General features: G+C 61.9%; 14 protein-coding genes and 1 tRNA gene. 1 reads left to right on the forward strand and 14 read right to left on the reverse strand.

The features are described from left to right. Nucleotides 1–68: 68 nt before the first annotated feature. Entirely contained in the window at nt 69–1,004 is a 936-nt protein-coding gene (locus AC0NIE_RS22935; RefSeq protein WP_473487417.1) for a Gfo/Idh/MocA family protein, read from the forward strand. Here the strand turns inward: AC0NIE_RS22935 and AC0NIE_RS22940 are convergent. From AC0NIE_RS22940 to AC0NIE_RS23005, 14 genes are all read right to left on the reverse strand, one after another. Beyond that, complete coding sequence (locus AC0NIE_RS22940; protein ID WP_473487416.1) at nt 995–1,306, reverse strand: DUF6968 family protein; 312 nt, start codon at nt 1,304–1,306, stop codon at nt 995–997. The two genes, AC0NIE_RS22935 and AC0NIE_RS22940, sit on opposite strands and share 10 nt — an antisense overlap. A 203-nt stretch (nt 1,307–1,509) precedes the next feature. Next, on the reverse strand, nt 1,510–5,706 hold the full coding sequence (gene rpoC / locus AC0NIE_RS22945) for a DNA-directed RNA polymerase subunit beta' (RefSeq protein WP_473487415.1): 4,197 nt from the start codon (nt 5,704–5,706) through the stop codon (nt 1,510–1,512). 130 nt (nt 5,707–5,836) lie between these two features. Next, the gene (rpoB, locus tag AC0NIE_RS22950) at nt 5,837–9,973 is read right to left on the reverse strand and encodes a DNA-directed RNA polymerase subunit beta (RefSeq protein WP_473487414.1); all 4,137 of its coding nucleotides are present in this window, start codon (nt 9,971–9,973) and stop codon (nt 5,837–5,839) included. Between the two features lie 252 nt (nt 9,974–10,225). Beyond that, complete coding sequence (gene rplL, locus AC0NIE_RS22955) at nt 10,226–10,603, reverse strand: 50S ribosomal protein L7/L12 (protein WP_023680442.1); 378 nt, start codon at nt 10,601–10,603, stop codon at nt 10,226–10,228. Between the two features lie 54 nt (nt 10,604–10,657). After that, nucleotides 10,658–11,176 (reverse strand): 50S ribosomal protein L10, encoded by a 519-nt coding sequence (gene rplJ, locus AC0NIE_RS22960; RefSeq protein ID WP_023798119.1) that lies wholly within the window; start codon nt 11,174–11,176, stop codon nt 10,658–10,660. 414 nt (nt 11,177–11,590) lie between these two features. Further along, nucleotides 11,591–12,289 (reverse strand): 50S ribosomal protein L1, encoded by a 699-nt coding sequence (gene rplA, locus AC0NIE_RS22965; RefSeq protein ID WP_095494992.1) that lies wholly within the window; start codon nt 12,287–12,289, stop codon nt 11,591–11,593. A 4-nt stretch (nt 12,290–12,293) separates the two neighbouring features. Then, nucleotides 12,294–12,722, reverse strand: coding sequence for a 50S ribosomal protein L11 (gene rplK, locus AC0NIE_RS22970; RefSeq protein ID WP_029352163.1), 429 nt, complete (start codon nt 12,720–12,722; stop codon nt 12,294–12,296). Nucleotides 12,723–12,893: 171 nt separating this feature from the next. Continuing rightward, nucleotides 12,894–13,421 (reverse strand): transcription termination/antitermination protein NusG, encoded by a 528-nt coding sequence (gene nusG, locus AC0NIE_RS22975; RefSeq protein ID WP_006333333.1) that lies wholly within the window; start codon nt 13,419–13,421, stop codon nt 12,894–12,896. 27 nt (nt 13,422–13,448) lie between these two features. Further along, entirely contained in the window at nt 13,449–13,652 is a 204-nt protein-coding gene (gene secE, locus AC0NIE_RS22980; RefSeq protein WP_013531408.1) for a preprotein translocase subunit SecE, read from the reverse strand. A 371-nt stretch (nt 13,653–14,023) separates the two neighbouring features. Next, a tRNA-Trp gene (locus tag AC0NIE_RS22985) sits at nt 14,024–14,099 on the reverse strand. Nucleotides 14,100–14,134: 35 nt separating this feature from the next. Then, the gene (locus AC0NIE_RS22990) at nt 14,135–14,644 is read right to left on the reverse strand and encodes a metal-dependent hydrolase (RefSeq protein ID WP_473487413.1); all 510 of its coding nucleotides are present in this window, start codon (nt 14,642–14,644) and stop codon (nt 14,135–14,137) included. 102 nt (nt 14,645–14,746) lie between these two features. Beyond that, the gene (locus AC0NIE_RS22995; RefSeq protein WP_473487412.1) at nt 14,747–15,229 is read right to left on the reverse strand and encodes a group II truncated hemoglobin; all 483 of its coding nucleotides are present in this window, start codon (nt 15,227–15,229) and stop codon (nt 14,747–14,749) included. A 100-nt stretch (nt 15,230–15,329) separates the two neighbouring features. After that, nucleotides 15,330–16,997 (reverse strand): COG3904 family protein, encoded by a 1,668-nt coding sequence (locus AC0NIE_RS23000; protein ID WP_473487411.1) that lies wholly within the window; start codon nt 16,995–16,997, stop codon nt 15,330–15,332. A 177-nt stretch (nt 16,998–17,174) separates the two neighbouring features. Further along, the gene (locus tag AC0NIE_RS23005; RefSeq protein WP_473487410.1) at nt 17,175–17,384 is read right to left on the reverse strand and encodes a hypothetical protein; all 210 of its coding nucleotides are present in this window, start codon (nt 17,382–17,384) and stop codon (nt 17,175–17,177) included. Between the last annotated feature and the right edge of the window lie 12 nt (nt 17,385–17,396).

Below are 17,396 nucleotides of genomic sequence, written 5' to 3' on the forward strand. Positions count from 1 at the left end.
ATCGGTTCTCTGCTAAGAGAACCAATCGCTGCCAGGAGCAGTGCATTTTCCAATCCGTGGAGTCTCCCATGTCCTCGAACAGCAACCCTATCAAGCTCGGCATCGTCGGGGTGGGAAAGATCGTCCGCGACCAGCACCTGCCAGCCCTGGCCAAGGACCGGGACTACCGCCTCGTCGCCGCCGCCAGCCGGCACGGCAAGGTGGACGGGATCGCAAATTTTCCTGATATCGAGGCGATGCTGGACGCGGTGCCGGAGCTTGAGGCCGTATCGCTCTGCATGCCGCCGCAGTTCCGCTACGACGCCGCGCGGACAGCGCTGGCGGCGAAAAAACATGTCTTCCTGGAAAAGCCGCCCGGCGCCACGGTCAGCGAGGTCGAGGATTTGAAGGCGCTAGCGGTCGCGAACGGCGTCTCGCTGTTCGCCAGCTGGCATTCGCGCTATGCCCCGGCAGTCAAGGCCGCGCGCGATTTTCTCGGCTCGACCACAATAAGATCGGCAGCCATCAACTGGAAGGAGGACGTGCGCCGCTGGCACCCGAACCAGGACTGGATCTGGGCTCCGGGCGGCTTCGGCGTGTTCGATCCCGGCATCAACGCGCTGTCGATCGCGACCCATATATTGCCGGCGATGTTCATCACCTCGTCGATCCTCGATTTTCCCGAAAACCGCGCCGCCCCGATCGCCGCACACATCGCCTTCCGCACCTCGAACGGCTTGCCGGTGACGATGGAGCTCGACTGGCGCCAGACCGGCCCGCAAAGCTGGGACATCCTGGCCGAGACGGACAACGGCGCGATGGTGCTTTCCGGCGGCGGCTCAAAACTGGCGGTCGACGGCCGCGTCGTTCACGACGAGCCGGAAGCCGAATACCCGATGCTCTACAGGCGTTTCGCAGAGATCGTGCGCGCCGGCGTTTCCGATGTCGATCTCGCTCCCCTCCAGCATGTCGCCGACGCCTTCATGCTCGGCAAGCGCAATGTAGTGGAGGCGTTTTACGACTGAATGGACGGATCGCTCGGTGGAAGCGCAGACGGCAGGCCAAGGTCACGAGAGCCAAGCCAGCGAAGTTCGCCTCGCTTCGCCTCCGGCGAACAAAGCAGTTCAGCATGGACCATCATCAACGCGAGGGTGAGAGCCTGCACTTCATCGATACCGTAGGCTCGAAACCTACGCGTTCTGTTCGGCCAAATGATTTCATAAGCGCAGCAGAAATCCAAATCCCCTCGGAAGGGCCGGAAAAATCGAGCCACCACCTTTGCGGCTTCGCCAAGCTCAAAATGACGCTCGATGAATGTCTCAGTCACTGGGCCTCACCCGGTTCTGCTGTTGAAGGTTATTAGCATAGCGCGGTTATCCTTCCCAGGTTCGCATGCTGCTGCATCCCGCGCATGGACCGATCCTTCTTCGTTGTTTGCGTGACAAACCGGGCGAGCGAAGTGAGATCAACACAAAAAAAGCCGCCGGGTTGCCCCGACGGCTTTGTTGCCTGAGATCTGTACCGCCGCGCTTACTGCGCGGCGGAAGCCATGTCGGTCAGCATCTGATCGGCGACCTCGACGCCCGACGCCTTGCGGCGCTCGTCGATGATCAACTCGTCGCGCGAGGTGGCGATGCGCCGGATCTGGCTCATCGTGCCGCCGGTGCCGGCCGGGATCAGACGGCCGACGATGACGTTTTCCTTCAGCCCCTGCAGCATGTCGGTCTTGCCGGCAACCGCCGCTTCTGTCAGCACCCTGGTCGTCTCCTGGAAGGAGGCCGCCGAGATGAAGGACGGCGTCTGCAGCGAGGCCTTGGTGATGCCCAGGAGCACCGGCTGGCCTTCGGCCGGCTTCTTGCCGTCCTCGACCAGGCGCTCGTTGACCTCTTCCAGCTCGATCACGTCGACGTGGTCGCCCGGAATGTAGGTCGAGTCGCCCTGCGCAGTGATCTCGACCTTCTGCAGCATCTGGCGAACGATCACCTCGATGTGCTTGTCGTTGATCGACACGCCCTGCAGACGATAGACCTCCTGGATCTCGTTGACGAGGTAGGACGCAAGCGCCTCCACGCCCTTGATCGCCAGGATGTCGTGCGGCGCCGGATTGCCGTCGAGGATGTAGTCGCCCTTCTCGATGACGTCGCCGTCCTGGAGATGGAACGGCTTGCCCTTCGGGATCAGGTATTCGACCGGCTCAAGCGTCGAGTCATGCGGTTCGATGATGATGCGGCGCTTGTTCTTGTAGTCGCGGCCGAAGCGGATCGTGCCGTCGATCTCGGCGATGATGGCGTGATCCTTCGGACGGCGTGCCTCGAACAGTTCGGCAACACGCGGCAGACCGCCGGTGATGTCCTTGGTCTTGGCGCTTTCCATCGGGATACGCGCCAGCACGTCGCCGGGGCGAACCTGTGCACCCGGCTCGACCGAAAGAATGGCCTCGACCGAGAGCAGGAAGCGGGCGTCGCCGCCCTTCGACAGTTTGCCGACCTTGCCCTTGGCGTCCTGGACCACGATCGCCGGCTTGAGGTCGTTGCCGCGTGGCGTCGAACGCCAGTCGATGACCTCGCGCTTGGTGATGCCGGTCGACTCGTCGGCCGTTTCCTGGACGGAAATGCCGTCGACCAGATCCTCGAACGCCACCTTGCCCTCGATTTCGGTGAGGACCGGGCGGGTATAGGGATCCCACTCGGCGATGCGCTGGCCGCGCTTCACCTTGTCGCCATCGTCCACGAAGATGCGCGAACCATAAGTAACACGGTGCGTGGCGCGCTCCTTGCCGGCTTCGTCGAGGATCAGCACCGCCATGTTGCGGCCCATGACCATCTGCTGGCCGTCGGAGTTGCGCACCACGTTGCGGTTGCGGATCTCGACCTTGCCCTCATACGAGGCTTCAAGGAACGACGAGTCCACCACCTGCGCCGTACCGCCCATGTGGAAGGTACGCATGGTGAGCTGGGTGCCCGGCTCGCCGATCGACTGCGCCGCGATGACGCCGACAGCCTCGCCCTGGTTGACCGGAGTGCCGCGGGCCAGATCGCGTCCGTAGCAGACCGCGCATACACCGACCCTGACATCGCAAGTCAGTGCCGAGCGAATGCGGACCGACTGGACGCCGGCCTGTTCGATCTGCTCGACGTCGCGTTCGTCCATCAGCGTTCCGGCCTTGACCAGAACCTCACCGGTGACCGGATGCGTGATATCGTCGAGCGCCGTGCGGCCGAGAACGCGCTGGCCGACGGAAGCGACGACCTGGCCGGCATCGACGATCGGCTGCATGGTGAGGCCCTTGTCGGTGCCGCAGTCGACGGAGTTGACGATGCAGTCCTGCGCCACGTCGACCAGACGACGGGTGAGGTAACCCGAATTCGCCGTCTTCAAGGCGGTGTCGGCCAGACCCTTGCGGGCGCCGTGGGTCGAGTTGAAGTACTCGAGCACGGTCAGGCCTTCCTTGAAGTTCGAGATGATCGGCGTCTCGATGATTTCACCGCTAGGCTTGGCCATCAGGCCGCGCATACCGGCAAGCTGGCGCATCTGGGTGGGCGAGCCGCGCGCACCGGAGTGCGACATCATGTAGATCGAGTTCATCGGCTTTTGACGGCCATTGTCCTCGAACTCGACCGCCTTGATGCGGGCCATCATCTCGTCGGCGACCTTTTCCGAGCACTTGGCCCAGGCGTCGACGACCTTGTTGTACTTCTCGCCCTGCGTGATCAGGCCGTCATTGTACTGCTGCTCGTATTCCTTGGCCAAAGCCTCGGTGTCGGAAACCAGCTTGATCTTGGCATCCGGGATCAGCATGTCGTCCTTGCCGAACGAAATGCCGGCGCGGCAGGCGTGGCTGAAGCCGAGGGCCATGATGCGATCGCAGAAAATGACCGTCTCCTTCTGACCGCAATGGCGATAGACGGTGTCGATCATCTTGGAGATGTTCTTCTTGGTCATCTCCTGGTTGGCGGTCTCATAAGGCACGTTGACGTTCTTCGGCAGAAGCTCGCCGATGATCATCCGGCCGGGCGTGGTGTCGTAGATCTTCGACACGACCTTGCCATCCGCATCGACCGTGCGGAAGCGGCCCTTGATCTTGGAGTGCAGCGTCACCGCCTTGGTCTCGAGTGCGTGCTGGAGTTCGCCCATGTCGGCAAACACCATGCCCTCGCCCGGCTCATTCTGGTTGACGATCGAGAGATAGTAGAGACCCAGAACCATATCCTGCGACGGCACGATGATCGGCGCGCCGGAAGCCGGGTGCAGGATGTTGTTGGTCGACATCATCAGCACGCGGGCTTCAAGCTGTGCTTCCAGCGACAGCGGTACGTGAACCGCCATCTGGTCGCCGTCGAAGTCGGCGTTGAAGGCCGTGCAGACCAGCGGGTGAAGCTGGATAGCCTTGCCTTCGATCAGGATCGGCTCGAACGCCTGGATGCCAAGGCGGTGCAGCGTCGGCGCACGGTTCAGAAGCACCGGATGCTCGCGGATGACCTCGTCGAGAATATCCCAGACCTCCGGACGCTCCTTCTCGACCAGCTTCTTCGCCTGCTTGACGGTCGAGGAATAACCCTTGGCGTCGAGACGGGCATAAATGAAGGGCTTGAACAGTTCGAGCGCCATCTTCTTCGGCAGGCCGCACTGGTGCAGCTTGAGCTCCGGACCGGTCACGATGACCGAGCGGCCGGAATAATCGACGCGCTTGCCGAGCAGGTTCTGGCGGAACCGGCCCTGCTTGCCCTTCAGCATGTCGGACAGCGACTTCAGCGGACGCTTGTTGGCGCCGGTGATGACGCGGCCGCGACGGCCGTTGTCGAACAGCGCGTCGACGGCTTCCTGCAGCATGCGCTTTTCATTGCGCACGATGATGCCGGGCGCACGCAGCTCGATCAGCCGCTTCAGGCGGTTGTTGCGGTTGATGACGCGGCGATAGAGATCGTTGAGATCCGATGTCGCGAAGCGGCCGCCGTCCAGCGGGACGAGCGGGCGCAGGTCCGGCGGGATCACCGGAACCACCTTCATGATCATCCATTCCGGACGGTTGCCGGACTCCATGAAGTTCTCGACGACCTTAAGCCGCTTCAGATACTTCTTCTGCTTCAGCTCGGACGTGGTCGAAGCCAGCTCCGAACGCAGATCGCCGGCGATCTTCTCCAGGTCCATGCCGGCCAGAAGATCGTGGATGGCCTCGGCGCCGATCATGGCGGTGAAGCTATCTTCGCCATATTCGTCGACAGCCATCATGTACTCTTCCTCGCTGAGGAGCTGGTGCTCCTTCAGCGCGGTGAGGCCAGGCTCGGTGACGATGTAGTTCTCGAAGTAGAGAACGCGCTCGATGTCCTTCAGCGTCATGTCGAGCAGCGTGCCGATACGCGACGGCAGCGACTTCAAGAACCAGATATGGGCGACGGGCGCGGCCAGCTCGATATGGCCCATGCGCTCGCGACGGACGCGCGACAGCGTGACTTCGACGCCGCACTTTTCGCAGATGACGCCCTTGTACTTCATGCGCTTGTACTTGCCGCACAGGCACTCGTAGTCCTTGATCGGACCGAAAATGCGCGCGCAGAACAGGCCGTCACGCTCCGGCTTGAAGGTGCGGTAGTTGATGGTCTCCGGCTTTTTGATCTCGCCGAACGACCAGGACAGAATCTTCTCAGGGCTGGCGAGCGAGATCCGGATGGAATCGAACACCTGCGCAGGCGCCTGGGGATTGAAGAGATTCATGACCTCTTGGTTCATGCCGTTCTCCTTTTCGGGGTCCTCGAAAACCCCTTGCATCTAGCGCGGGCCAAACGCCCGCCGACTTGATCGGCCATCGGCCGAAGAATTTGGTGCGTCCGGTCGCGGAAGCCGCGACCGGACGTCTTGCTCACTCGGCCGCGTCGGGCAGCCGAACCGGGTTGTCGTCCAGCTTGGTGTTCTCCAGCTCGACATTGAGGCCCAGAGACCGCATTTCCTTGACGAGAACGTTGAAGCTCTCGGGAATGCCGGCCTCGAACGTGTCGTCGCCTCTGACGATCGCTTCGTAGACCTTGGTGCGGCCGGCGACGTCGTCCGACTTCACCGTCAGCATCTCCTGCAACGTGTAGGCGGCGCCGTACGCTTCGAGCGCCCAGACCTCCATCTCGCCGAAGCGCTGGCCACCGAACTGCGCCTTGCCGCCCAGCGGCTGCTGAGTAACGAGCGAGTACGGCCCGATCGAACGCGCGTGGATCTTGTCGTCCACAAGGTGGTGAAGCTTGAGCATATATATGTAGCCCATCGTCACTTTGCGATCGAACGGCTCGCCGGTGCGTCCGTCATAGAGCTGCGACTGACCGCTGGTGTGCAGGCCCGCCTGCTCCAGCATGATGTTGATGTCGGCCTCGTGCGCGCCGTCGAACACCGGTGTCGCGATGGAGACCCCGCGGCGCATCTGTTCACTGAGGCGAACGACACTCTCGTCGTCATAGTCGCGGATCGGCTCGTTGCGGTCGTTGGCCGGCATGAAGCTTTCGAGCGTCTTGCGCAGCGGCTTGATGTCACCGGCCGTCTTGTAGGCGTCGATCAGATCGCCGATCTTCCTGCCCATTCCGGCGCAAGCCCAGCCCAGATGCGTTTCCAGGATCTGGCCGACATTCATGCGGCTCGGCACACCCAGCGGGTTGAGCACGATATCGGCATGCGTGCCGTCCTCGAGGAACGGCATGTCCTCGACCGGAACGATCCGCGACACGACACCCTTGTTGCCGTGCCGGCCGGCCATCTTGTCGCCAGGCTGCATCTTGCGCTTCACGGCCACGAAGACCTTGACCATCTTCATGACGCCGGGAGGCATCTCGTCGCCGCGCTGCACCTTCTCGACCTTGTCCATGAAGCGCTGTTCGAGCGCCTTCTTGGAATCGTCGTACTGGCCACGCAGGGCTTCCAGTTCACTCTGGAGCTTTTCGTTCTCCACCGCAAACTGCCACCACTGCGAACGCGGATACTCGTCGAGCGTGTCCTTCGACAGCTTCGAGCCTTTCTTGAAGCCCTTCGGCCCGGCAATCGCGTCCTTGCCGACGAGAACGTCGGACAGGCGCGAATAGACGTTGCGGTCGAGGATCGCCTGCTCGTCGTCGCGGTCTTTGGCGAGGCGTTCGATCTCCTCGCGTTCGATCGCCATGGCGCGCTCGTCCTTCTCCACACCGTGGCGGTTGAAGACGCGCACTTCGACGACGGTGCCGAAGGTTCCGGGCGGCATGCGCATGGAGGTGTCACGCACGTCCGATGCCTTTTCGCCGAAGATGGCGCGCAGAAGCTTTTCTTCCGGCGTCATCGGGCTTTCGCCCTTCGGTGTGATCTTGCCGACCAGGATGTCGCCCGGCTGCACTTCCGCACCGATATAGACGATGCCGGCCTCGTCGAGGTTTTTCAGCGCTTCTTCCGACACGTTGGGAATGTCGCGCGTGATCTCCTCCGGGCCGAGCTTGGTGTCGCGCGCCATGACCTCGAACTCCTCGATATGGATCGAGGTGAAGACGTCGTCGGCGACGATGCGCTCGGACAAGAGGATCGAGTCCTCGTAGTTGTAGCCGTTCCACGGCATGAACGCGACCAGCACGTTGCGGCCGAGCGCCAGATCGCCGAGTTCGGTCGACGGACCGTCGGCGATGATGTCGCCCTTGTTGACCCGGTCACCCATGCGCACCAGCGGACGCTGGTTGATGCAGGTGTTCTGGTTCGAACGCTGGAACTTCATCAGCCGGTAGATGTCGACGCCGGACTTGCCGGGATCGAGATCTTCCGTGGCACGGATGACGATACGCGTCGCGTCCACCTGGTCGACGATGCCGCCGCGGCGGGCGCCGATGGCGGCGCCCGAGTCACGGGCGACGATCGGCTCCATGCCGGTGCCGACAAACGGCGCTTCGGCGCGCACCAGCGGCACGGCCTGACGCTGCATGTTCGAGCCCATCAGCGCGCGGTTGGCGTCGTCGTTCTCGAGGAACGGGATCAGGGCCGCGGCCACCGAGACCATCTGCTTCGGCGATACGTCCATCAGATCGACGTTTTCGCGCGGCGCCATCATCACTTCGCCGGCATTGCGGCAAATGACGAATTCGTCGACGAAACCACCATTCTTGTCGAGCTCGGCATTGGCCTGCGCGACGTGGTGCTTGGCCTCTTCCATCGCCGACAGATAGACGACCTCATTGGTCAGCTTGCCGTTGACGATCTTGCGGTACGGGCTCTCGATGAAGCCGTACTTGTTGACGCGCGCGAAGGTGGCCAGCGAGTTGATCAGGCCGATGTTCGGGCCTTCCGGCGTCTCGATCGGGCAGATGCGGCCGTAATGCGTCGGGTGCACGTCGCGCACCTCGAAGCCGGCGCGCTCGCGGGTCAGACCACCGGGTCCAAGCGCAGAGAGACGGCGCTTGTGGGTGATCTCCGACAGCGGGTTGGTCTGGTCCATGAACTGCGACAGCTGCGAGGAACCGAAGAACTCGCGCACGGCGGCAGCCGCCGGCTTGGCGTTGATCAGGTCCTGCGGCATCACTGTGTCGATCTCGATCGAGGACATGCGCTCCTTGATCGCGCGCTCCATGCGCAGCAGGCCGACGCGGTACTGGTTCTCCATCAGCTCGCCGACCGAACGCACGCGGCGATTGCCGAGATTGTCGATGTCGTCGATCTCGCCCTTGCCGTCACGCAGTTCGACCAGCGTCTTGACCACGGCCAGGATGTCGTCCTTGCGCAACACGCGCACGGTATCCTCGGCCTTGAGCTCGAGGCGCATGTTCATCTTGACGCGGCCGACGGCCGACAGATCATAGCGCTCGCTGTCGAAGAACAGCGAGTTGAACATGGCTTCGGCGGTTTCGAGCGTCGGCGGCTCGCCGGGGCGCATAACGCGGTAGATGTCGAACAGCGCGTCCTGGCGGCTCTCGTTCTTGTCGACGTTGAGCGTGTTGCGGATATAGGCGCCGACATTGACGTGGTCGATGTCGAGAACCTTGATCTCGTCATCGCCGGCGCTGAGAAGCACCTTCAGCGTCTTTTCATCGATCTCGTCGCCGGCTTCGAGGAAAATCTCGCCGGTCGCGTAGTTGACGATGTCCTCGGCAAGGTAGTTGCCGAGCAGATCCTCGTCGGTCGCCTTGATCGCTTTGAGACCCTTTTCGCCGAGCTGGCGAGCCTGGCGGGCAGTGATCTTCTTGCCGGCTTCGACGACGACCTCATTGGTGTCTGCATCGACCAGGTCGCCAACCGCCTTGAGGCCGCGGAAACGCTCGACGTTGAACGGGATGCGCCAATGGTCGCCAGCGCGCTTGTAGGTGATCTTGTTGTAGAAGGTCGACAGGATCTCCTCGCCGTCCATGCCGAGCGCCATCAACAGCGACGACACCGGAATCTTGCGGCGGCGGTCGATGCGGGCGTGCACGACGTCCTTCGAGTCGAACTCGATGTCGAGCCACGAGCCGCGATAGGGGATGACCCGCGCGGCAAACAGCAGCTTGCCGGACGAATGCGACTTGCCCTTGTCATGGTCGAAGAAGACGCCCGGCGAACGGTGCATCTGCGAGACGATGACACGCTCGGTGCCGTTGACGATGAAAGTGCCGTTCAAGGTCATGAGCGGCATGTCGCCCATGTAGACGTCCTGCTCCTTGATGTCCTTGATCGACTTGGCGCCGGTATCCTCGTCGATATCGAACACGATGAGGCGCAGCGTCACCTTGAGTGGCGCGGCATAGGTCAGGTCGCGCTGACGGCATTCGTCAACATCGAATTTCGGTGCTTCGAACTCGTACTTCACGAATTCCAGCATCGAGGAGCCGGAAAAGTCGGAAATCGGGAACACCGATTTGAAAACCGCCTGCAGTCCCTCGTCAGGACGCCCGCCCTTGGGCTCCTCGACCATCAGGAACTGGTCATAGGATGCCTTCTGAACCTCGATCAGGTTCGGCATCTCCGCAACTTCCGGAATCTTTCCGAAGAATTTGCGTACGCGTCTGCGGCCATTGAAAGTTTGTGTCTGGGCCATCGTCGCTCCTTAGCTCGATTCTCGGGGCGAGCCTCGCCGCGGCTCGCCTTGCATTCTCGGCCACCTCGGCGGCGGCCCTTATTTGTTCACCCGCCACCTGACGGTGGCCGGCCAAAACGGGAGAAAACCCGTTTCCTGAAGGCCGATGCACGGCCCTCAGGAAAGAGGTTTTCGTACTCTTCGCGTTACGCAGCCTCCCTTTGCGCCAAGGGAGTGGCGGACGGCGCGAAGCCGCCCGCCGATATCAAACGCTTACTTCAGTTCGACCTTGGCGCCGGCTGCTTCCAGCTGGGCCTTGAACTTGTCCGCGTCGGCCTTGGAAACAGCTTCCTTGACCGGCTTCGGAGCCGCCTCGACCAGGTCCTTGGCTTCCTTGAGGCCAAGACCAGTGATGGCGCGAACTTCCTTGATGACGTTGATCTTCTGAGCGCCCGCCTCGGTGAGGACGACGTCGAATTCCGTCTTTTCCTCGACCGGAGCAGCAGCAGCCGCGGCACCGCCAGCGGCGGCAACCGCCACCGGAGCAGCAGCGGAAACGCCCCACTTTTCTTCCAGAAGCTTCGACAGCTCGGCCGCCTCGAGGACGGTCAGCTTCGAAAGGTCGTCTACGATCTTTGCCAGATCAGCCATTGCAATATTCCTTCATAAGGTTCGAACGTGTGTTTGTGATAGCGAGGAACGGCCTCATGCCGCCTCGTCCTTCCGGGCGTAAGCGCCGATGACACGCGCGACCGAAGCCGCAGGCGCGTTGACGATCTGGGCGATCCGGGTTGCCGGCGTGGCGATCATGCCAACCAGCCTGGCGCGCAGCTCATCGAGCGACGGAAGTGTGGCGAGTGCCTTCACACCGTCGGCGTTGAGCGAGGTGGTGCCCATTGCGCCGCCGAGAATGACGAGCTTGTCATTTCCCTTGGCGAAATCGGACGCGACCTTCGGCGCCGCAATCGGATCCTCCGAATAGGCGATCAGCGTCTGTCCCTTGAACAGGTCGATGATCGATGCGGAGTCCGTGCCCTGAAGAGCGATTTTGGCGAGACGGTTCTTCGCGACTTTGACGGTGCCACCGGCGACACGCATTTTTGACCGAAGGTCGTTCATTTGCGCGACGGTGATACCGGCGTAGTGGGCCACGACGACTGAACCAGCGCCCGAAAACGCTTCATTCAGGCCCGTGACGAGTTCGCGTTTTTCCGCTCTGTCCACTGCCTATCTCCAGTTGACCCCAATCCTGTTAACGGGAACATTCCCATTACGAGGACAGGCGTCGGGTTGCCTTTTTGCCGGTCGGGCCATCCAGTAACGGATCTCCCGAACGACGCTCGAGGATCCTGCCCCCTTTCGCCACACCAGCCGGCAAGCCGAATGGTGCGCAGACAAAAGGCAAACACGGTTCGAACCTTTCATTGGAGCAGTCGCTCCGTTGTCCGGTCTTCACCCGTCTCATGCAGGCCCACATGAATTAAGGCCCCCCTTGAACTAAGGCTTGGGGCCGCCCGCAATCTCGGACAGGATGTCCGGAAGCCTTCCGACTTCCGGTACCGGGCCGCCAAGATAAGTCGGAGGCCCGGAATTCTGTTTGCGGATCAGCCCTTTAGCGGCCGATCCAAATAGTTCGTATCAGGACGCCGCCAGCGTCGAGACGTCGAGCTTGAGGCCCGGGCCCATCGTCGAGGTGACCGACACCTTCTTGACGTAGTTGCCCTTGGCACCAGCCGGCTTGGCCCTGTTCACCGCGTCGGCGAAGGCGCGGACGTTCTCTTCCAGCGCCTTGACGTCGAACGAGATCTTGCCGACGCCGCCATGAACGATGCCGGCCTTCTCGACGCGGAACTCGACCGCGCCGCCCTTCGACGCCTTGACGGCGGCGGTAACGTCGGTGGTGACAGTGCCGACCTTCGGGTTCGGCATCATGCCGCGCGGGCCGAGCACCTTGCCCAGACGGCCGACCAGCGGCATCATATCCGGCGTGGCGATGCAGCGATCGAAGTCGATCGTGCCCTTCTGGACGATGTCGACCAGATCCTCGGCGCCAACGATATCGGCGCCGGCCGCCTTGGCTTCCTCGGCCTTGTCGCCACGCGCGAAAACGGCGACGCGGACGGTACGGCCGGTGCCGTTCGGCAGATTAACCACGCCACGGACCATCTGGTCGGCATGGCGCGGGTCGACACCCAGGTTCATCGCGATTTCAACGGTCTCGTCGAACTTCACCGAGGACCGGTCCTTGAGCAGCTTCAGGGCATCACCCAAGGCATAGGCCTTGTTGGGATCGATGCCTTCGCGGGTCTTCGATACACGCTTTGCAATCTTTGCCATGATCTCAGCCCACCACTTCCAGACCCATCGAGCGGGCGGAGCCCTCGACCATGCGCATGGCCCCCTCGATATCGGTCGCGTTCAGATCCTTCATCTTCTGCTCGGCGATGGCGCGCACCTTGTCGCGGCCAATCGTGCCGGCCTTGACCTTGCCCGGCTCCTTCGAGCCCGACTTCAGGTTCGCGGCCTTCTTCAGGAAGTAGCTCACCGGTGGCGTCTTCATGACGAAGGTGAACGACTTGTCCTGGTAGTACGTGATGACGACCGGAATCGGCGATCCCTTTTCCATTTCCTGGGTCTGCGCGTTGAACGCCTTGCAGAACTCCATGATGTTGATGCCGCGCTGACCAAGCGCCGGTCCGATCGGGGGCGACGGCGTCGCCGAGCCCGCGGAAACCTGGAGCTTGAGCTGGCCTGCAATTTTCTTAGCCATCTCTTTCCTGCCTTTATCTCATGCCGGCCCCACTATCTGGGCAACACCGGCGGTTGCAGTCTGGTGGTGCGGTTCCTGCGGCCGGCTAAAGCCGCATTCGCCTCCCACCCGTTTTGGCCGCGATTTCCACGCCGCCCCCCTCACCGCCGCATGGGCGACAAGGATTTCGGATCAGCCTTTTTCGACCTGTCCGAATTCGAGATCGACCGGCACGGCGCGCCCGAAGATCGAAACTTCCACCTTGAGCCGCGCCCGCTCCTCGTCCACTTCCTGGACAAAACCGTTGAACGACGCGAACGGACCGTCCGAGACGCGGATCGCCTCGCCGATCTCGAAAGTGACCGACGGCTTCGGCCGCTCGACGCCTTCCTGCACTTGGTTCAGGATGCGCTGCGCCTCGGCCTCGGTGATCGGAACCGGCTTCGAGTCACCCAGAAAGCCGGTGACCTTCGGCGTGTTCTTCACCAGCGAGAACACCGCGTCGGTCAGGTTGGCCTTCAGGAGCACGTAGCCCGGGAAGAACTTGCGCTCGGCATCGACCTTGCGGCCGCGGCGTATCTCGACGACCTTCTCGGTCGGCACCACGATCTGCTCGATGTCAGCGGACAGGCCCTTCTGCTTGGCCTTGTTCTCGATGTCCTCGGCGACCTTTTTTTCAAAGTTCGAATAGGCGTGGACGATGTACCACCGCGCAGTCATCTCAAGACTTCTCCGTAATCGCCGGACTTAGCGTCCAATGCCCAGAATCTGCTCGACCGCGAGGCCCATGAGCTGATCGGCAGTAAAGAAAAAGATCATCGCGATCACAGCGAACGCCAGAACCATTACCGTCGAGATCATCGTTTCGCGCCGCGACGGCCAAGTCACCTTGGCGGTCTCCGCGCGAACCTGCTGGAGAAAGACGAAAGGATTTGTGGTTTTCGAAGCCATGTGCCGCCTGTCTGCGAGACCCGTTGACCGGATCTCCTGGATGATCCCGCTGGCCGGGATGTGCCGCCTGAGCCTGTGTTCGCGCCGAATCAGCGCAATCATTTCGCCCATGCAAATCGGACGCGTAAAGCCGGATTCCCAGCTCCACGCGTCGCGTGTCTGTTTCGTCTACATAAAACCGATTCTTGATCCACGCAAGTGGCAAGTGTCCGCTTTATGACAAACGCCGCATCGGAACCATCCAGTCGTCCCGTCCCGGCTATGGGCGCTCTTATGCCTCAAAACAGCCTATATGGCAAGCCACCGCGCGATTTTCAAAAGGCCGATGCGTAGAAGATCAGACATTTTCATGAATTGGCCATTTCGAAAAATGGCACGGGCAGCAGGGCTCGAACCTACGACCTGCGGTTTTGGAGACCGCCGCTCTACCAACTGAGCTATGCCCGTATCGCGCGCTGCTATTTCATAAAGCGGACAAGAACTCAAGTCGAGTTTTTAGGCGTGGCCGCGACGAGCTGCGATCGTCGAAATCCGAGGGCCAGCGCCCAGGCGCATATGAGAAGTTCGAGAGCAAAAGTCCAGTGCAGCATGAAGCTCATGACCCAATTGCGGTACATGGCCGGAACCGTGACGAGTTCGAGCGCATGCCGGTCGAACGGCATTAGCCACATTATAGGCGAGGCCACGCTGTCCAGGATCATATGCATCATTGCGGCGGCAAAGAAGGCGCCGACTGGGGCCAGATATCGCTGATCACGCCATCTCGCGAGCGACAATGCCACAAGGCCGGCCGCTGCCCAGAAGAGCGGCCAATGCGTGATGTAGGCGTGGTGATGGGTCTGGCGGCCATCGACAAAATGGAAGTAGAGCATGTCGATATCCGGGAAGACGCTGCCGAGCATAGCCGCCGCCATGATCCCCGATCTGCCGGGCCAACGGTTTCGCGCGAAAGTACCGAGTATGTAGCCAGCCGGAAGATGAGCGATCAGCATCACCAAACCTCGTTCATTGCCGAATCGCTCGAACGTCGCGGCATATTGTGGCGCATTCAGGAAGGGTCACCCCGCTTCGCCCCAAGCGGGCTAGCGAGAGGGCTATTTCGCGCTCGGCGGCTTGTACGGTCCGCCGGGCACGCCCCAGCCCCAGGCCGGCATCGGTTCCGTCTCCGGGTCGCAGGTCTCGCCAAGGTTGGAGTTCATCTTCGCCAGCCGCGACCCCCATTCGACATAGGCAGTGAAAGCCGAGCGGAACTCCGGATCGTCCGGCAACCCGACTTCATCGGCGGCATCAGCGAGCAGATTGATCCAGCGGCGGCGCTGTTCCTCGCTCAGATGCTTGCCGAGATGGTGCATCACCATCTCGCGGTGGCCGCCATGCTCTTCGCTGTAGGTCTTCGGTCCGCCAAAGACCTCTCCGATGAAGGCCGCGACATGGGCAGGATGGTCCGGCGACATGTTTTTGAACACCGGGCCGACGATCGGATCCTGAAACACCTTGCCGTAGAAGGTTTGGGTCAGGCGGTTCAGCGCTTCGGTGCCGCCGGCCCATTCGAACAATGTCGGGACGTCCTCGTTCATCACCGATCCTCGATTGCAACTGTCAGCGACGATAGCGGAACGATCGTGCGGAGCTCAACCTGCCTCGATGGCCAGTTTGGGCCGGCTGCGGTGCTGCACCTTACAACTTGACCGGCGCGTCGGCCTGAACCTCGGACGTCGACACCACGCGGCAATTCTCCGGCATTGGCTCCGATTTGCAGATGGTCGGACCGGTAAATTCATCGACCGATTCAAGCCCGGTCGTCAGCCCGACTTTCAACATCATGTCGGGTTCGAGCTGCCGATCGCGCGAGGCCGGCACCGACCGCATCGCCACCAGCAGACCGGGTCCGACTGCCATGTCTTTGAGATAGGTTTTGACCCGCTGCTCCAACCCCATCGAATGCACGGTCAACTGCGCGCGAGGACCGACAAGGCGTCTGACACCGCCGGCAAGCATGATCGGACAGGCCGCGCCACATTCGCCGCTCGCATCGATCGTGAGCCCGACATAGACGCCATCCTCGGCGGTGCAATCCGCCTTGTCCGGCTCGCATCCAATGAAGTCCGTCCGCGCAACCGCCACGTCGAGCTTGCGTTCTCGAATCAGCCTTCCGGCGGCCAGAGCACCGAGCACGTCACCTCCCGGCGAGTTGATCACCACGGGCAGTCGCCGATCACCGATCGTGTCCAGCAGTTGGCGCAACCGTTCCGGCGTTTGAGCGCTAATCATGCCTTCAGCGGAGATCCATTCGGGACAGTTGGGATCGCAGAGAAAACTTCTGCCTCGAACCAGAACGAAGCGCATATCGCCAACATCGGCCCGGTGCACGGTTTCGGGTTCGAGCGACGCGGCGGGAGCGGGCTTGGCGTACGCCACCACGTCGCCGGCCGGCGCCGGTATTTCTCTACAGTTCGCGGCCACCGGATCGGTGTCGCATAGGGTTGCCGCGGTCAGCAGGTCGACGGCATCCAGGCTGGTAACCAGCTTCGTCTGCAGCATGTCGTAGGGGGTCAGTTGCTGAATGGTGCTGGCCGGCGTGTTCTTCATCGTCTCGAGCACGGCCTGGCCGACGCCCATTTCGTTCAGATAGGCCGCCAGTCTTTTCTCCACCGACTTGCTCATCTCGTAGGTCTTGTAGCTGCCGGCGTTCTTGCGGCCGACGACCTTCTTGCTGAGGATCTTCTTCTTGCCTCTCACCACGCGATAGGTGGTCCGGTACTGCAATTTCGTCCGGATGTAGGTCGTGGTGATTTGATGGACGCCGAGATAGGCCCATTGACCGACGACGCGCCTGATGCCGCCGGCAAACATCAGCGGACAAGCGGAATTGCAAATCGCGCCGTCGGCATAGGCATTGCCGAAATAGCGAGCGCCTTTCCCGTCTTTTTCCTTGCAATCCTTGGCATCGGGCTGGCAACCGGTGAACCCGGTTTTGCCGACCGCAATATCGAGCTTGTTCTTGCGGATCAGCCGGCCAAGCGCCAGCGCCGCTTCGACGTTACCGCCGGGAGAATCCACGACAACGGGCAGTTTTCGGCCACCAAGCCCCTTGAGTGTGCGTTTGAACAGGGCCGGCGTGCCGGCTTCTATCGAGCCTTCAGCCGATATCCATTCCGGGCAGGTCGGTTCGCAACCAGGCGCGCTGCTGCGGACGACGACAAACCGCATCGTCGGGCCAAGATCCGGCGCGGATTTTTTGGTGTTCGCCGCGAAGGCAGCGTGTTCCATGACTAGGAACGATGCCAGGCAGATCACCCCAAGCATCCACCATGTCTGGCCATTCAGACGGTGCCATAGAACCATTCGGGCAAGCCCCCGCAATGCAAGCTATACTAGTTCAGCTTTGAAGGCTTGCAACAGGGTTTTGCGACGCCGCAGGCGCCGGCTGTAACCAAAAAGCAAGACGGGCGGCTCGAAGACCGCCCTTTCGCATCGGATATCGGCCGGCAACGCCGGCCCCGATTATTGGCCGGCGCGAAGCTACAGCTCCGGGGGCGCCGCGGCCTCGGCGTTGGCTGACGGCGTGACCCTGCAATTGTCGGGCTTCGGCAGCGACTTGCAGATGGTGTCGCCGGTCAGTTCGTCCACCGATTGAGGACCCGTCGTCAGCCCGAGCTGCAGCATCGCGTCGGGTTCGAGTTGGGCAGCCCGAGGACCGCCCTTTTCTGTCTCGATCTCCGGCTGGCGCAACCAGTCGCATAC

Source organism: Mesorhizobium sp. WSM4842, assembly GCF_055901575.1.

Excerpts from the sequence above, each read along its gene's own strand:
- secE (WP_013531408.1), bottom strand. The coding sequence starts at position 13,652 with ATGGCTTCGAAAACCACAAATCCTTTCGTCTTTCTCCAGCAGGTTCGC.
- rpoC (WP_473487415.1), bottom strand. The coding sequence starts at position 5,706 with ATGAACCAAGAGGTCATGAATCTCTTCAATCCCCAGGCGCCTGCGCAG.
- AC0NIE_RS22935 (WP_473487417.1), top strand. The coding sequence starts at position 69 with ATGTCCTCGAACAGCAACCCTATCAAGCTCGGCATCGTCGGGGTGGGA.
- rpoB (WP_473487414.1), bottom strand. The coding sequence starts at position 9,973 with ATGGCCCAGACACAAACTTTCAATGGCCGCAGACGCGTACGCAAATTC.
- AC0NIE_RS22990 (WP_473487413.1), bottom strand. The coding sequence starts at position 14,644 with ATGCTGATCGCTCATCTTCCGGCTGGCTACATACTCGGTACTTTCGCG.
- AC0NIE_RS23000 (WP_473487411.1), bottom strand. The coding sequence starts at position 16,997 with ATGGTTCTATGGCACCGTCTGAATGGCCAGACATGGTGGATGCTTGGG.
- nusG (WP_006333333.1), bottom strand. The coding sequence starts at position 13,421 with ATGACTGCGCGGTGGTACATCGTCCACGCCTATTCGAACTTTGAAAAA.
- AC0NIE_RS22995 (WP_473487412.1), bottom strand. The coding sequence starts at position 15,229 with ATGAACGAGGACGTCCCGACATTGTTCGAATGGGCCGGCGGCACCGAA.
- rplK (WP_029352163.1), bottom strand. The coding sequence starts at position 12,722 with ATGGCTAAGAAAATTGCAGGCCAGCTCAAGCTCCAGGTTTCCGCGGGC.
- rplL (WP_023680442.1), bottom strand. The coding sequence starts at position 10,603 with ATGGCTGATCTGGCAAAGATCGTAGACGACCTTTCGAAGCTGACCGTC.
- rplA (WP_095494992.1), bottom strand. The coding sequence starts at position 12,289 with ATGGCAAAGATTGCAAAGCGTGTATCGAAGACCCGCGAAGGCATCGAT.